Source organism: Providencia sp. wls1916 (assembly GCF_009706585.1).
Lineage (GTDB): Bacteria > Pseudomonadota > Gammaproteobacteria > Enterobacterales > Enterobacteriaceae > Providencia > Providencia lanzhouensis.
Genome location: NZ_WLUL01000005.1, coordinates 1 through 17,341, shown reverse-complemented (window position 1 = coordinate 17,341; position 17,341 = coordinate 1). Strand labels below are relative to the sequence as shown.

The window sequence follows — 17,341 nt, the reverse complement described above, 5'->3', positions numbered from 1 at the left end:
AATCTGCACACCACAAATAAGACCCCAATGGAATCCATTGAGGGTCTTATTCTATTGAAGAACAATAATCTGTTTCCACTCATTTATTATCCTATCGGACAGCAATATTGTGTGATTACCGTGATTAGTGGTCAATCCTGAAATAGATAATCTTAATTGCAATCTATTCGATGTCTGGATAAGGTGAAGGGTGCTAATCGGGAGCTGTGCATGCAGAATAATGCTATCTCCGCTGTAATAACAGTGACAAGGTAATCCCTCTTCTTCCCCATCATTTATTTTGAGAAAAGTGTCTGAGTGGACATCACCACAGCCATACTCTGCATCATAATCTAACCATAAAATATCTTCTGAGCTGGAACGACTAGCATGGCTATATATTTCAATTTCATATTCAGGTTTATCTGTTCCGATTCGATAAAACATAATAGATGTTTCATCATTTAGCCGTGAGCTACTGACGAGTAGAATTTGTCCATCATGCTTTTCTTCGGTGATAGGCGCCAAAATATTATCCTTTGCTACGCTGTGGTTAACGTTGTAAGTGGCATATTAGCAAGGTACTTTATTCATTTTTTATCATAGATACCAGCAAGTAATCCCGATTTATAAAGGCTTTCTCACAAATATTCGTTTGACTCTCATAGTATTAGGCCTGCAATTGCAGGCCTGTTTGTTATTATTTTTGACACTGGCAAGCTGAATGATGATGCGAGTGGTGACCATGATGACTTTCGTTACCACAGCAAGCATCTATCGCCTTATTGATAATTTCAGCTAGCGTATTCACTGTTCCTAAGATAGTCGGCAGTTGGTCACAGACATTCGCACAGTCCGAACGCTCTGGATTTGGGATAGTCGGCGGGATCAGGCTGTCACAAAGAATTTCTTGCAAGACTAAAGCAAAATTGGCGATGCCCGTGGTGTAGATATAAGAACGTCCACCTGTTTGCTCAGCTAAACGGGCATATTCTTGTGTTACTCTGTCTCTATCAGCTAGGCTTGGGAAACGGTCAAGATTGGTTGGCGCATCATCCGGTGTCCCTTGATAGGTGTACACTTTGACATGAGCATGTTGAGCAATTTCAATCGCTTCATTGTTTTTGGCTATTGCCGCACTGGTAAGTCGACCACCACCGCCCTCCATGCCTTCATCACCTAAGACAAAAATGGCTCGTCTAGCACCATCACGCCAGTCAAAGTATCGACTTACATCAATGACGGCTCGGCAGAGATCTTCTTTGTTCCCCGCATGGTCAATACCATCCGCTTCTTTAAATGGAGGACGTGCTTGTAGGCTACTTTCGTTAACTCCTTTTAAGATTAAATAATCACTCACCGATTGATCGAATTTAGTTCCCGTCCAAACACCTTGTATCCCCAAGAATGTGGCGCGTAAATGTGATGGACAATTTGCTGCTGCTTTTTCAATAGCAGCGTCAATTTGTTGGCTAAGATCCGCAGATTCATCAGACATGGAACCGCTGGTATCAATCACCACGACCAAATCTAAGGCAATATCCCCCGTTCCTGTAACCAGCTGTGAAGTTTGGTTAACCATAATACTTGGTGCCCCAAACGAAGCCATATTTTGCATCATGCTGTTAGACGTTATTTTATTATCATTTTCAATGTCATTACTTTCTGTATTTTTACCCATATTTATATTCCTGTTAATTTCATAGTATTTAATTTATTGGATTTTCATATTCGAATAATATATTTATATAATACTTTTATAACGTATTTAATCACCCCTTAATTGATTCAATCGAGGGCGGTATTATTAATTTATTCGTATTTGCATTGACATAATAATAAATGTCAATGCGTTAACACTTATTAAAGTATCCAATTAAAAATCAATATATTAACAAATAAAATTAATTAAATATTTTTATTGTTCATGTTTTACCAGGCAAGATAAGAAGACAATACATTGATTTAAAATAAAACAATAAATTCTCCATAGGAGCGTTTCAATTATTATTATCCCCTAATAAATGAGGTAATATTCATCGCGTTACTGTTCACCTATATTACTTCAAAATTTTAACTGACATACTTAATCACCATGAAAACAGTCAATTAAAAGCATCTCGTTATACAAAAATTATTCTGATAATGACGTAAATCATTTACTAACACCGAATTAGAACACTATCTAAAAAATGAAAAAATTTGATAATTTAGCCGAACTCTATAATGAAAGTTTGGAATGGCCATATCGAAAAGAACTCGAATTACCCACGATAAAAAATTGGTTAGGTGACACTCGTTCACTAAAAATACTGGATTATGGTTGTGGCGCAGGAGGGATTTCGCGTTGGTTAGCAAACCAAAGATGTCAGCAAGTTGTAGGGTATGATAGTTCAATTGGCATGATTAATAGCGCCCAAATGCATGAAATAAAAGAACCATTAAATATTGAGTATTTCAGTGAATTAGACGACCTCACTCATCACCAATTTGATATTGTGGTCGCTATCTATGTTCTTCCGTATGCAACCAATGAAACACATCTACTCTCACTACTTAAAAGCATGTACCGTACCTTAACCCCTCAAGGTAAGATTATTGCAATAACCCTATCTCCTGATTTTTCGGCCGACCCCGATTATTATCTTCCTTATGGTTTTCAATTAATTGAGTCGAAACCTCGGCATGATGGAAGCTGCGTCGATTTGATACTTTATACAGGGCAAAAGCGTTATACACTGACCGCCTACTATTATGCGATGCAAACATTAGAGAATACGTTTTTACATGCTGGGTTCATCCATGTCTCGACGCTTTGTCATTCAACTTCATCTTTAGAAAAAGACCCATCTCTGTTTCATTATATTCAGTGTCCTCATACTGTCATTATCACTGCAACAAAAACAATTCCTTAAATTAGTTCAAAACATGATACCCAATCACGAAAGTCCCTACAGTGGGCTTTCTTCTTATATACATACAATGGAGACCCCATGAGTTTAAAGCAGCGCAGTTTAATTCTTTTGCACGCCACCCGTTTTGTTACTTTTGCTACACTCAGCCCCGAAAATATTCCGTGGGCAACCACCGTCGAGCCGAAAATTCTGTTCAATCCTCTACGATTTCTTTGGTATTCCGCACATCAAAGCCAGCATTCCCAAAATATTCGCCATCACGCCCAAGTAAGTGGAACGCTGTTTAATTATCATTTACCTGAGTTTGATTCTGCCGGTTTTGACGGCGCTCAGTTCATAGGAACAGCACGGGAATTATCGGTTGATGAGTCTGCAGAAGCTTATAGGGAATTTCATCAACATTCACTTTTCGATGAAGCTCAAAATACGTTGCCCTCTATTGCCCTTGAGCAACTTCAAAAAGGCGGCCATTCACGCTTTTATGAACTTATTATTGATCAGTGGTGGTTGTTTGATATGGAACATTGGCTGGCTAATCAAGAAAGTCGCCGCATTCCTGTGCCGCTGAGCTACCTTAATGATGAATAGCTGGCAATGGGTAGGTAAAAAAAACCGGCATCTTTCGACACCGGTTTCTATTAAGCGATTTTGTAAATCAGAAATTAGTTCTGATTGTCGCTGGTGAAGCCTGCATTTAACAGTTCAGCTAAGTTCGCTGTTGCTTCATCTGCGCTAACTTGTGGAGCTTCCACAGCTTCGCTCAGATGACGACGACGAATACGATCCTGGTGGTACGCGAAACCGGTACCTGCTGGGATCAGACGTCCAACAATAACGTTCTCTTTCAGACCGCGCAGTTCATCACGCTTACCTGCTACCGCTGCTTCTGTCAGTACGCGAGTTGTTTCTTGGAACGATGCCGCTGAGATGAAGGATTCTGTTGCCAGAGATGCCTTAGTAATACCCAACAGATCACGTTCAAAGTTAGCTGGAATCTTACCTTCAGTTTCCAGTTTACGGTTAGAAACTTTAACTCGTGAGTACTCAACTTGCTCACCTTCGAGGAATTCAGAGCTTCCTGCATCCGCGATGGTGACTTTACGCAGCATCTGACGAACGATAACTTCGATGTGTTTATCGTTAATCTTAACGCCTTGTAAGCGGTAAACTTCCTGAACTTCGTTCGTGATGTAACGAGTCACAGCATGAACACCACGCAGACGCAGGATATCATGTGGAGACTCTGGACCATCAGAAACTACGTCACCGCGTTCAACGATTTCACCTTCGAATACGTTAAGCTGACGCCATTTAGGGATCATCTCTTCGTATGGTTCACTTCCATCTAATGGAGTGATAACCAGACGGCGTTTCCCTTTGGTTTCTTTACCAAACGAGATAATACCGCTGATTTCAGCCAGGATCGCAGGCTCTTTCGGACGACGAGCTTCGAACAGGTCAGCAACGCGTGGCAGACCACCCGTGATATCTTTAGTACCTACGGATTCTTGTGGAATACGCGCTAAAGTATCACCGACGTTGATTGCAATGCCATCATCTAACTGAACAATTGCGTTACCCGGTAAGAAATACTGAGCAGGCATGTCTGTGTTAGGGATCAGAACATCTTTACCGTTCGCATCGACTACACGCAGTGCAGGACGTAAGTCTTTACCAGCACTGGTACGCTCAGCGGTATCCATAACAACGATTGAAGATAAACCAGTTAACTCATCAGTTTGACGAGTCATTGACAGACCTTCAAGCATGTCGGAGAAGCTGATGATACCCGATACTTCACTGACAACTGGCATGGTGTGTGGATCCCAGTTTGCAACGGTTTCACCGCCGATCACTGCTGCACCATCACCCTTCGTTAAGTGCGCACCGTAAGGAACTTTATAGCTCTCTTTAGTACGACCGAATTCATCGATCAGACGCAGTTCTGTATTACGAGAAGTAATTACCAGCTTGCCTTCTGAGTTAGTAACATATTTCGCGTTGAACAGTTTCAACGTACCTGTGTTACGAACTTGGATGCTTGATTCTGCTGCCGCACGAGATGCCGCACCACCGATGTGGAACGTACGCATCGTCAGCTGTGTACCCGGCTCACCGATTGACTGTGCCGCGATAACACCGATAGCTTCACCTTTGTTGATGATATGACCACGAGCAAGGTCACGACCATAACAGTGAGCACACACACCGAAGTCAGTTTCACAACTTACTACGGAACGTACTTTCACGCTGTCAACAGAGTTAGCTTCTAACAGGTCACACAGTTTTTCGTGTAACAGTGTATTACGTGGAACCAGAATATCTGCAGTACCTGGGATCAGGATATCTTCTGCAGTTACACGTCCAAGTACACGTTCACGCAGTGGTTCTTTAACGTCGCCACCCTCGATAACCGGAGTCATCAGGATACCTTCGTGAGTACCACAGTCATCTTCAGTGACAACCAAGTCCTGAGCAACGTCAACTAAACGACGAGTCAGATAACCGGAGTTCGCAGTTTTCAATGCGGTATCCGCAAGACCTTTACGAGCACCGTGGGTAGAAATAAAGTACTGGAGAACGTTCAGACCTTCACGGAAGTTCGCCGTGATTGGCGTTTCGATGATTGAGCCATCTGGCTTAGCCATCAGACCACGCATACCGGCCAGCTGACGAATCTGCGCTGCAGAACCACGAGCACCGGAGTCGGCCATCATAAAGATACTGTTGAAAGAAACTTGTTGTTCTTCTTCACCGTCACGGTTAATGACTGCTTCAGTAGACAAGTTTTCCATCATCGCTTTAGCAACACGTTCGTTTGCCGCTGCCCAGATATCGATAACTTTGTTGTAACGTTCGCCTGCTGTAACCAGACCAGACTGGAACTGTTCCTGAATTTCTGCAACTTCTGCTTCTGCTTCGGCGATGATCCCAGCTTTTTTCTCTGGAATAACCATATCGTCGATACCAACCGATGCACCAGAACGTGCCGCATAGGCAAAACCGGTATACATGATTTGGTCAGCAAAAATAACCGTTGGTTTCAGACCCAGTACGCGGTAACAGGTGTTCAGCATTTTGGAGATAGCTTTCTTACCTAACGCTTGGTTAACCAGCGAGTAAGGCAGACCTTTCGGTACGATCATCCATAAAATTGCACGGCCAACAGTGGTATCAACTAAACCAGTGTTAATCGTAATGTTACCTTCGCTGTCTTTCACTTCTTCAGTGATACGAACTTTAACGCGGGCATGCAGTGAAGCATGGCCAGAACGGTAAACACGCTCAGCTTCTTTAGGACCGGCTAAAACCATGCCCTCGCCTTTCGCGTTTACGCAGTCGCGCGTCATGTAGTAGATACCTAATACAACGTCCTGAGAAGGAACGATGATAGGCTCACCACTTGCCGGAGACAGGATGTTGTTGGTTGACATCATCAACGCACGCGCTTCTAACTGAGCTTCCAGAGTCAGAGGAACGTGTACCGCCATTTGGTCACCATCGAAGTCGGCGTTATATGCCGCACAAACGAGTGGGTGCAATTGGATAGCTTTACCTTCGATCAGAATTGGTTCGAACGCTTGGATACCCAGACGGTGAAGTGTTGGTGCACGGTTCAGCATCACTGGGTGTTCGCGGATAACTTCATCCAAGATATCCCAAACAACCGCTTCTTCGCGCTCAACCATTTTCTTCGCAGCTTTAATGGTTGTTGCCAGACCACGTAATTCTAATTTGCCGTAGATAAATGGTTTGAATAACTCAAGTGCCATTTTCTTAGGCAGACCGCACTGATGCAGACGCAGGTATGGACCTACGGTGATTACAGAACGACCTGAGTAGTCAACACGCTTACCAAGTAAGTTCTGACGGAAACGACCTTGTTTACCTTTGATCATATCTGCCAAAGATTTCAGAGGACGTTTGTTAGAACCAGTGATTGCGCGACCACGACGACCGTTATCTAACAGAGCATCAACCGCTTCTTGCAGCATACGTTTTTCGTTACGTACGATGATGTCTGGCGCAGCCAGATCCAGAAGACGTTTCAGACGGTTGTTACGGTTGATTACGCGACGATACAGATCGTTCAGATCCGATGTAGCGAAACGACCACCATCCAGTGGTACTAATGGACGCAGATCAGGTGGCAGAACTGGCAGAACGTTCAGGATCATCCACTCTGGTTTGTTACCAGATTGAATAAACGCTTCTAACAGTTTGATACGCTTAGTCAGCTTTTTACGCTTGGTTTCTGAGTTAGTTTCGTTTAACTCTTCACGCAGCGTTTCACACTCGTTCTCAAGATCGAGGTTTTTCAGCAGACCTTGGATTGCTTCCGCACCCATTTTCGCGTCAAATTCGTCACCGAACTCTTCCAACGCATCTAAGTATTGCTCTTCTGTCAGAATCTGTGCGCGCTCAAGGCTGGTCATTCCGCCTTCAACAACAACATAAGATTCAAAATACAGAACGCGTTCGATATCGCGCAGTGGCATATCGAGCAGCAAACCAATACGGGATGGCAGTGATTTTAAGAACCAAATATGCGCAGTTGGAGACGCGAGTTCAATATGACCCATACGCTCACAACGCACTTTAGTTTGTGTAACTTCAACGCCACACTTCTCACAAATCACACCACGGTGTTTTAAACGCTTGTACTTACCGCACAGGCATTCGTAGTCTTTTACTGGCCCGAAAATACGCGCACAGAAAAGACCGTCACGCTCAGGTTTGAACGTACGGTAGTTAATGGTTTCTGGCTTTTTAACTTCACCGAATGACCATGAACGGATCATGTCAGGTGATGCCAGAGCAATCTTGATCGCATCAAACTCTTCGGTCTTGGTTTGCGCTTTCAGAAACTTAATTAAGTCTTTCACAAAATGGCTCCTGTCGGAGTTAGACCTGTCAGGTGAGTGCTCGAAGCCACTCTCCCCAAATCCCAGTGCTTACACGGGCCGGAAGGCGAACCTTCCGGCACAGAACGAATTACTCGTCTTCCAGCTCGATGTTGATACCCAGTGAGCGAATTTCTTTCAGCAATACGTTGAAAGATTCCGGCATACCAGGTTCCATCTGATGGCTACCATCGACGATGTTTTTATACATCTTCGTACGGCCGTTAACGTCATCCGATTTAACTGTAAGCATTTCTTGAAGAGTATAGGCTGCACCGTATGCTTCCAGTGCCCACACTTCCATCTCCCCGAAACGCTGACCACCGAACTGCGCTTTACCACCCAGCGGCTGCTGAGTAACCAAGCTGTAAGAACCAGTTGAACGGGCGTGCATCTTATCGTCAACCAAGTGGTTCAGTTTCAGCATGTACATGTAACCTACGGTTACTTGACGCTCAAATTTCTCGCCAGTACGACCGTCGAACAATGTAATCTGACCTGAAGTTGGCAGACCGCCCAGTTTCAGCAGTTCTTTAATTTCTTTCTCTTTTGCACCATCAAACACTGGTGTTGCAATTGGCATACCTTTTCTCAGGTTCTCTGCCAAACGCATAACTTCTTCATCAGAGAAAGTATTTAAGTCAACTTTCTGACGCGGATCATCACCTAAATCGTAAGCTTTCTGGATGAATTCACGCAGTTTGGCAACTTCTTGCTGCTGTTTAAGCATAGCATTGATTTTTTCACCAATACCTTTAGCAGCCATACCTAAGTGAGTTTCCAGAATCTGACCGATGTTCATACGTGATGGTACGCCCAGCGGGTTCAGAACGATGTCAACTGGGTTACCGTTTTCATCGTAAGGCATGTCTTCAACTGGGTTGATTTTTGAGATAACACCTTTGTTACCATGGCGACCCGCCATTTTATCACCCGGTTGAATCTGACGTTTAACTGCCAGATAAACCTTAACAATTTTCAGTACGCCCGGTGCAAGGTCATCACCTTGAGTGATCTTGCGACGTTTTGCTTCCAGTTTCTTAGCGAACTCAGATTTCAGTTCGTCGTACTGTTCAGCTAATTGCTCTAACTGGTTTTGTTTCTCTTCATCAGCTAATGCTAATTCTAACCAACGGTCACGAGGCAGTTTGTCCAGTTTATCAGCTTCAATACCACCGCTGATCAGTACAGAACGGATACGAGAGAACAGTGCGGATTCAAAAATACGCAGCTCTTCTGTTAAGTCTTTCTTCGCATCACGTAACTGAGTTTCTTCGATTTCCAGAGCACGTTTGTCTTTCTCTACGCCATCACGGGTAAATACTTGTACGTCGATAACCGTACCTGATACACCGTTAGGAATACGTAAAGAAGAGTCTTTAACGTCTGAAGCTTTTTCACCGAAGATAGCACGCAGCAGTTTTTCTTCTGGCGTTAATTGGGTTTCACCTTTAGGAGTGACTTTACCAACCAGAATGTCTCCGCCTTTCACTTCTGCACCGATATAAACGATACCGGATTCATCAAGTTTAGACAGTGCTGCTTCACCAACGTTTGGAATATCCGCAGTGATCTCTTCAGGCCCTAATTTGGTGTCACGAGACACACAAGAGAGTTCCTGAATGTGAATAGTTGTGAAACGGTCTTCTTGAACAACACGCTCAGAAACTAAGATGGAGTCTTCGAAGTTATAACCATTCCATGGCATGAATGCCACGCGCATGTTTTGACCCAGTGCTAATTCGCCGAGGTCTGTTGAAGGACCATCCGCTAACACATCACCACGTTCAACTGGTTCACCTAAAGATACGCAAGGCATCTGGTTAATACAGGTGTTCTGGTTAGAACGAGTATATTTAGTCAGGTTATAGATATCGATTCCAGCTTCGCCCGGATACATCTCATCTTCGTTAACTTTGATAACGATACGAGAAGCATCAACGTATTGAACTGAACCACCACGTCTTGCAACAGCAGTAACACCGGAGTCAACCGCTACTGCACGTTCCATACCTGTACCAACTAATGGTTTGTCAGCACGTAAAGTAGGAACCGCTTGACGTTGCATGTTCGCACCCATCAATGCACGGTTGGCGTCATCGTGTTCAAGGAATGGGATCAGTGACGCACCAACAGAAACAACCTGTTGAGTCGAAACGTCCATATATTCAACTTGTTCACGGCTGAATAAGCTTGACTCGCCTTTGTTACGGCAAGTAACTAATTCTTCGATGAAACGGCCATCGTCGCTTAATACGGTGTTAGCCTGAGCAATGATGAAGTTACCTTCTTCGATTGCAGACAGGTAATGGATTTCATCAGTTACGATGCCATCACGGACTAAACGGTATGGAGTTTCTAAGAAACCGTACTCATTGGTCTGTGCATAAACAGATAATGAGTTGATCAGACCGATGTTCGGACCTTCAGGGGTTTCGATTGGACAAACACGACCATAGTGAGTTGGGTGTACGTCACGTACTTCGAAGCCTGCGCGTTCACGAGTCAGACCACCTGGGCCTAATGCAGAGATACGACGTTTATGCGTAATTTCAGACAGTGGGTTGTTCTGGTCCATAAATTGAGACAGCTGGCTGGAACCAAAGAACTCTTTAACTGCTGCTGAAATTGGCTTAGCGTTGATCATATCCTGTGGCATTAATGCATCGAGGTCACCCAGAGAAAGACGCTCTTTCACTGCACGCTCAACACGAACCAGACCTACACGGAATTGGTTCTCAGCCATTTCGCCAACGGAACGAATACGACGGTTACCTAAGTGGTCAATATCATCGACTTCGCCTTTACCGTTACGGATATCGATGAGTTTACGCATAACATCAATGATGTCTTCTTCACTCAGGATACCAGAACCTTCGATTTCATCGCGGTTCAGTGAACGGTTGAACTTCATACGACCTACAGCAGACAAGTCGTAACGGTCTTCAGAGAAGAACAAGTTATCGAACAGGTTTTCTGCAGCTTCGCGTGTTGGCGGCTCACCAGGGCGCATCATACGGTAGATTTCTACCAGTGCACTTAAGCGATCGTTCGTTGGGTCGACGCGAACGGTTTCAGAGATATAAGCACCGTGGTCTAAGTCGTTGGTGAACAATGTTTCGATTGTTTTGTGACCAGACTGGCTCAGACGTGCCAACATATCTAATGACAGTTCCATGTTCGCTGCACAAATCAGCTCACCGGTGCTCTCATCGATGTAATCTCTTGCAACAACTTTACCTGCGATGTATTCAACAGGAACTTCGATGTTGCTAACTTCTTCTTTTTCTAACTGACGAATATGACGAGCAGTGATACGACGGCCTTTTTCAACATACACTTTGCCGTTTGCTTCGATATCGAAAGAAGCAGTTTCACCACGCAGACGCTCAGGAACCAGCGTCATCATCAGTTTGTTATCGCGGATTTGGAATACAGTTTTGTCGAAGAACAGATTTAAGATTTCTTCGGTGTTGTAATCCATTGCACGCAGAATAATGGTCGCAGGTAATTTACGGCGACGGTCAATACGTACAAACAGGTTATCTTTCGGATCGAATTCGAAATCAAGCCATGAACCACGGTAAGGAATAATACGTGCGTTATACAGCACTTTACCTGAAGAGTGAGTTTTACCTTTATCGCTATCGAAGAATACACCAGGACTACGGTGTAACTGAGAAACGATAACACGCTCAGTACCGTTGATAACAAAAGTTCCGTTTTCAGTCATGAGTGGAATTTCACCCATGTAGACTTCTTGTTCTTTGATGTCTTTAACGGTGCCTTCTGGAGCTTCTCGCTCATACACGATCAGGCGCAGTTTTACACGCAGTGGTGCAGAATAGGTCACGCCGCGAATTTGACATTCTTTAACGTCAAAAACAGGCTCACCTAAACGATAGCTGACATATTGCAGCTCAGCATTACCGCTGTAGCTCTGAATTGGGAATACGGAACGGAAAGCAGCTTCCAGACCATTCTGGCCATCAGGATCTTGCTCGATAAACTTCTGGAACGAGTCAAGTTGGATGGAAAGGAGATAAGGTATATCCAAAACTTGTGGACGTTTACCAAAATCCTTACGAATACGTTTTTTCTCGGTATAGGAGTAAACCATAGGTTTCCTCAGCTCGTTGATCAGTGACCCAAATCGTTCGCCTTTGGATTAAGGGCAGAACAGGAACGCGTTTTTTGAAGAAATGGAAAATGAATACTTTCCTGAATACCCATTTCTATTACTCTTAAATCATTTCATTGCGTTGCAGTTGCTACCGAGCTACCCGAGCGGGTCGTAGCGCAGAACACAGTATATTAAGTCGTCAAATAGAAAGAAGTATTGGAGGGTTGTTTGTTAACATTAAAACTGCGTGAAAAGCTGTTAACACCCATCACGCTTTACAGCGCAAAAAGGCTGGTGATTAAAAAATCACCAGCCATCAGCCTAATTACTTAAGCTGCGTTCTTGAAATTGAACTTATTTAAGTTCAACAGAAGCGCCTGCTTCTTCAAGAGATTTTTTCAGAGTTTCAGCTTCGTCTTTGCTTGCAGCTTCTTTGATAACTGCTGGAGCTGATTCTACCATATCTTTAGCTTCTTTCAGGCCAAGACCGGTTGCGCCACGAACTGCTTTGATAACTGCAACTTTGTTCGCACCAACAGATGCCAGAACAACGTCGAATTCAGTTTTTTCTTCAGCAGCTTCAGCTGAACCCGCAGCAACAGCAACAGCTGCAGCAGCAGAAACGCCGAATTTTTCTTCCATCATAGTAATCAGTTCAACAACGTCCATTACAGACATTTCTGCAACTGCATCAAGGATTTGGTCTTTAGTGATAGACATAACAAGTGTTCCTAAAATTCAGAAATAGTTTATACGTTAAAAAGCAACGAAGGAAAGGGCTTATGCAGCTTCTTTCTGATCGCGCAGAGCAGCCAGAGTACGAACCAATTTGCCGGCAGCGGCTTCTTTCATGGTTGCCATCAGGCGTGCGATTGCTTCATCGTAAGTTGGGAGAGTTGCCAGACGATCGATATCTTTCGCTTGGATTAACTCACCTTCAAAGGCCGCAGCTTTAATCTCAAATGCTGGATTCGCTTTCGCGAACTCTTTGAACAGACGAGCGCCAGCGCCCGGATGTTCGTTAGAGAAAGCAATTAAGGTTGGACCAACAAACGCGTCTTTCAGTACATCATAAGCTGTACCTTCAACAGCACGGCGAATCAGTGTGTTACGAACAACACGGATATAAACGCCAGCTTCGCGACCTGCTTTACGCAGTTCAGTCATTTTTGCTACAGTTACGCCGCGTGAATCAGCAACAACTGCAGAAAGCGCGCCTTTGGCTACTTCGCTGACTTCAGCAACAATCGCTTGTTTGTCTTGAAGATTTAGTGCCATTAGCTTCTTGCTCCTGGATTAACCGGGAAAACCCGGGACTCACATCACTCAAACACAACATTATGTAAGAGCGCTAAAACACGGTGAGCAGAATAGAAATCCAGAATTAAATTCTAGGTATCTCTGTCACCGTCTACGCAGGTAAATTAAGTAGCTACTAGTAACTAATAAACTACACCTGCGGTCTTGGACGGGGTCTGGAAAGGCCAGACTCCATACCGAAATTTGTGGTTTGTTGAGCATATTTCTATACCCAACAAACTCGAGGCGTCAAATTTTATACAAATTTGACGCAAAGGTAAAGCCTAATTGCCGATTAGCAAATGCTAACGGAATTAAACTGCTGCTGACAGACCAGATTGGTCGATAGCAACACCTGCGCCCATGGTAGTGGACAGGCTGATTTTCTTGATGAAAACACCTTTAGCAGAAGCTGGTTTTGCTTTTTTCAGCGCGATCAGCAGTGCTTCTAAGTTTTCTTTCAGTTTGTCAGCGTCGAAATCAGCTTTACCGATAGTGGTATGGATGATTCCGTTTTTGTCGTTACGGTAACGAACCTGACCAGCTTTAGCGTTATTAACTGCTTCAGCAACGTTAGGAGTTACAGTACCAACTTTCGGGTTTGGCATCAGACCACGTGGGCCCAGAACTTGACCTAATTGGCCAACAACGCGCATTGCATCTGGAGAAGCAATAACAACGTCAAAGTTCATTTCACCAGCTTTGATTTTATCAGCCAGATCTTCCATACCAACCAGTTCAGCGCCAGCAGCTTTAGCAGCTTCAGCGTTTGCGCCTTGTGCGAACACAGCAACGCGAACTGAACGGCCAGTACCGTGTGGCAGTACAGTTGCACCGCGAACGTTCTGGTCAGATTTACGAGCATCGATACCAAGATTGATAGCTACGTCAACGCTTTCAACGAATTTAGCAGTCGCTAATTCTTTCAGCAGAGCAACGGCTTCATTGATGTCATACTGTTTAGTTACATCAACTTTCTCACGGATATTGCGCATGCGCTTAGTCAGTTTAGCCATTCTATTAGTCCTCCACTACCAGGCCCATGGAACGAGCAGTACCAGCGATTGAACGCATCATCGCGTCAACGTCAGCACCAGTCATATCCGCAGCTTTAGTTTCTGCGATTTCGCGAACCTGTGCAGAAGTCACTTTACCAACTTTGTCTTTGTTCGGCTTACCAGAACCAGACTTAACGCCAGCCGCTTTTTTCAGCAGAACTGCTGCCGGTGGAGTTTTAGTTACGAAAGTGAATGAACGGTCTGCATAAACAGTAATAACAACAGGAATTGGTAAACCTTTTTCCAGGCTGTCTGTTTTTGCGTTGAACGCTTTACAGAATTCCATGATGTTCACACCTTGCTGACCCAGTGCTGGACCAACCGGTGGACTTGGGTTTGCCATACCAGCTGCTACTTGCAGCTTAACGTAGGCTTGTACTTTCTTAGCCATGAATATTTCCTCAAATTGGGTAATAACGCCTTAATGGATTAAGGCTCCCCGTTACATTAACGCCCCGCAAAACACCGTTTGCACAGTATGATGCCAAGCATAAAAAACAAAAGGCGCGAAATTGTATGAAAATTTCGCGCCTTTTGCAAGTCTGCTATTCGGAATTGTTAGGCTTTTTCTACCTGTCCGAAGTCTAACTCAACTGGAGTTGCACGACCAAAAATAGAAACAGAGACTTTTAAGCGGCTCTTTTCATAGTCGATTTCTTCAACAACACCGTTGAAGTCAGCGAATGGACCTTCACTAACACGAACCATTTCACCTGGTTCAAATAGCGTTTTAGGACGTGGCTTATCACCCACTTGTTGTAAGCGATTCATAATCGCATCAACTTCTTTATCACTAATTGGTGCTGGACGATCTGAAGTCCCACCGATAAAGCCCATTACACGCGGAACACTGCGTACTAAGTGCCAAGAGTCATCATTCATGACCATTTGAACTAATACGTAACCAGGGAAGAATTTGCGCTCACTTTTACGGCGCTGGCCGCTACGGATCTCAACAACTTCTTCAGTTGGAACCATAACATCGCCAAACAACTCTTCCATATTATGTAATTTGATATGTTCACGCAGAGACTGTGCTACGCGACCTTCAAAACCAGAGAATGCCTGAATGACATACCAGCGTTTTTTAGGTAAATCTGACATTTAGAATAACCTCAGGCTTGTAATAAATGAAACTAAACGCACTAGGATACCATCTAATCCCCACAGGATTAGTGACATTACAGCCGTTACAGCAGCAACAATCAAAGTCGTTTGTAATGCTTCCTGGCGAGTAGGCCAAATGACTTTCTTCACCTCGATGCGAGCTTCGCGCGCAAACGCCAGAGTTGCTTTACCTTTTGTGGTCCACAAAGCAACAGCACCAGCAATAGCTACTACAGCCACAACTGCAAAAGCACGCAGTGCGAGATTATATTGACGGAAGTAATAGTTGCCTACGATAGCAACTAATAATAAGGCACAGACAACTACCCATTTGAAGATGTCTGCACTGCGTCCACTTCCTTGAGCTTCGCTATTCGCACTCATAATTCAACCTGTTACCATGAAGTATGTATAAAGCTCGCTTGCCTTACCTTTGCAGTATGGCAATCAGAGCACACCAATAGAATATGCCAGCATACCCAGTAAATTTAATCACCACCCTATTTCGAAAATAAATTTCTTTTCGTGGCAGCGGTAAAATATACCATAACTTCTGAGCAAAACCTTAATAAATCTCATATAACTGCATCGGGCTTTCAATACAGTCAGTAAATCGTTGTTTCAGAGCCTATCTCACCAATAATTATGAAAACGATTGATGAGATAGGTTCTTAGGTTTAAACGCTAACATTTTAAAAACTTGAGTATAAAAAGGGCATCAGTCGATGCCCTTTTTACTAAAGTGGTTCTTTCTTATTCAGAAAGAGCGGTATTATGCAATGATTTTTGCAACAACACCCGCACCTACAGTACGACCACCTTCACGGATTGCGAAACGTAAACCATCATCCATCGCGATTGGGTGAATCAGAGTCACGATCATGTTGATGTTATCGCCTGGCATTACCATCTCTACGCCTTCTGGCAGTTCGATAGTACCGGTTACGTCAGTTGTACGGAAGTAGAACTGTGGACGGTAGCCTTTGAAGAATGGAGTATGACGACCACCTTCATCTTTGCTCAGAATATAAACTTCTGATTCGAATTGAGTGTGTGGCTTGATTGAACCTGGTTTAGCCAGTACTTGACCACGTTGAATTTCTTCACGCTTAGTACCACGCAGCAGAACACCAACGTTCTCACCCGCACGACCTTCGTCCAGCAGTTTACGGAACATTTCAACGCCAGTACAAGTCGTCTTAGCCGTTGCTTGGATACCAACGATTTCAACTTCTTCACCAACTTTGATGATACCACGCTCAACACGGCCTGTTACTACTGTACCACGACCAGAGATTGAGAATACGTCTTCGATTGGCAGCAGGAATGGCTTATCAATTGCACGCTCTGGTTCTGGGATGTAAGAATCCAGGTAGCCTGCTAATTCAACAATTTTCGCTTCCCACTCTGGGTTGCCTTCCAGCGCTTTCAGTGCTGAACCGCGAACAACTGGAGTGTCGTCGCCTGGGAAATCGTATTGAGACAGAAGTTCACGAACTTCCATTTCAACTAATTCTAACAGTTCTTCGTCGTCTACCATGTCACATTTGTTCAGGAAAACGATGATGTAAGGAACACCTACTTGGCGACCTAACAGGATGTGCTCACGAGTTTGTGGCATTGGGCCATCAGTCGCAGCAACAACCAGAATTGCACCGTCCATCTGCGCAGCACCAGTGATCATGTTTTTAACATAGTCGGCGTGACCTGGGCAGTCTACGTGTGCGTAGTGGCGAGTTGGAGTATCGTATTCTACGTGAGAAGTAGAAATGGTGATACCACGCGCTTTTTCTTCTGGTGCGTTATCGATTTGGTCGAATGCACGAGCGTTACCGCCGTAAGTTTTCGCCAGAACAGTAGTGATTGCTGCTGTCAGGGTAGTTTTACCATGGTCAACGTGGCCGATTGTACCAACGTTAACGTGCGGTTTTGAACGTTCAAATTTTTCTTTAGACA

13 protein-coding genes are annotated in these 17,341 nt (G+C 44.1%); 2 read left to right on the top strand and 11 right to left on the bottom strand.

The window, feature by feature from the left end:
* Positions 1 to 51: 51 nt before the first annotated feature.
* Positions 52 to 507: a hypothetical protein gene (locus GKR61_RS02055; RefSeq protein ID WP_154599618.1), complete on the bottom strand. Its 456-nt coding sequence runs from the start codon at positions 505 to 507 to the stop codon at positions 52 to 54.
* A gap of 172 nt (positions 508 to 679) precedes the next feature.
* On the bottom strand, positions 680 to 1,660 hold the full coding sequence (locus GKR61_RS02050) for a VWA domain-containing protein (protein WP_154599619.1): 981 nt from the start codon (positions 1,658 to 1,660) through the stop codon (positions 680 to 682).
* 511 nt (positions 1,661 to 2,171) lie between these two features.
* On the opposite strand from GKR61_RS02050, the gene GKR61_RS02045 reads away from it, so the two are divergent.
* Together GKR61_RS02045 and GKR61_RS02040 are read left to right on the top strand one after the other, a co-directional pair.
* Positions 2,172 to 2,894 carry a class I SAM-dependent methyltransferase gene (locus GKR61_RS02045; RefSeq protein WP_036953632.1) on the top strand — a complete coding sequence of 241 codons (723 nt, stop codon included), beginning with the start codon at positions 2,172 to 2,174 and terminating at the stop codon, positions 2,892 to 2,894.
* 78 nt (positions 2,895 to 2,972) lie between these two features.
* Positions 2,973 to 3,482, top strand: coding sequence for a pyridoxamine 5'-phosphate oxidase family protein (locus tag GKR61_RS02040; protein WP_108479685.1), 510 nt, complete (start codon positions 2,973 to 2,975; stop codon positions 3,480 to 3,482).
* Positions 3,483 to 3,556: 74 nt separating this feature from the next.
* Here the strand turns inward: GKR61_RS02040 and rpoC are convergent, their stop codons facing one another.
* From rpoC to tuf, 9 genes are all read right to left on the bottom strand, one after another.
* Positions 3,557 to 7,780 carry a DNA-directed RNA polymerase subunit beta' gene (gene rpoC, locus GKR61_RS02035; RefSeq protein WP_336426594.1) on the bottom strand — a complete coding sequence of 1,408 codons (4,224 nt, stop codon included), beginning with the start codon at positions 7,778 to 7,780 and terminating at the stop codon, positions 3,557 to 3,559.
* A gap of 109 nt (positions 7,781 to 7,889) precedes the next feature.
* Positions 7,890 to 11,918, bottom strand: a complete 4,029-nt coding sequence (gene rpoB / locus GKR61_RS02030; protein ID WP_036953635.1) for a DNA-directed RNA polymerase subunit beta — start codon at positions 11,916 to 11,918, stop codon at positions 7,890 to 7,892.
* Positions 11,919 to 12,275: 357 nt separating this feature from the next.
* Complete coding sequence (gene rplL, locus GKR61_RS02025; protein ID WP_154639506.1) at positions 12,276 to 12,641, bottom strand: 50S ribosomal protein L7/L12; 366 nt, start codon at positions 12,639 to 12,641, stop codon at positions 12,276 to 12,278.
* A gap of 60 nt (positions 12,642 to 12,701) precedes the next feature.
* Complete coding sequence (rplJ, locus tag GKR61_RS02020) at positions 12,702 to 13,199, bottom strand: 50S ribosomal protein L10 (protein WP_006657046.1); 498 nt, start codon at positions 13,197 to 13,199, stop codon at positions 12,702 to 12,704.
* Between the two features lie 335 nt (positions 13,200 to 13,534).
* Positions 13,535 to 14,236, bottom strand: coding sequence for a 50S ribosomal protein L1 (gene rplA, locus GKR61_RS02015; protein WP_006657045.1), 702 nt, complete (start codon positions 14,234 to 14,236; stop codon positions 13,535 to 13,537).
* A 4-nt stretch (positions 14,237 to 14,240) separates the two neighbouring features.
* Positions 14,241 to 14,669: a 50S ribosomal protein L11 gene (gene rplK, locus GKR61_RS02010; RefSeq protein WP_006657044.1), complete on the bottom strand. Its 429-nt coding sequence runs from the start codon at positions 14,667 to 14,669 to the stop codon at positions 14,241 to 14,243.
* A gap of 167 nt (positions 14,670 to 14,836) precedes the next feature.
* Positions 14,837 to 15,382, bottom strand: a complete 546-nt coding sequence (gene nusG / locus GKR61_RS02005) for a transcription termination/antitermination protein NusG (protein WP_006657043.1) — start codon at positions 15,380 to 15,382, stop codon at positions 14,837 to 14,839.
* Positions 15,383 to 15,769 (bottom strand): preprotein translocase subunit SecE, encoded by a 387-nt coding sequence (gene secE / locus GKR61_RS02000; RefSeq protein ID WP_006657042.1) that lies wholly within the window; start codon positions 15,767 to 15,769, stop codon positions 15,383 to 15,385. It lies immediately after the preceding gene.
* A 388-nt stretch (positions 15,770 to 16,157) separates the two neighbouring features.
* Positions 16,158 to 17,341, bottom strand: a 1,184-nt coding sequence (gene tuf / locus GKR61_RS01995; RefSeq protein ID WP_036950356.1) for an elongation factor Tu, incomplete at its 5' end; no start/stop codon positions are given.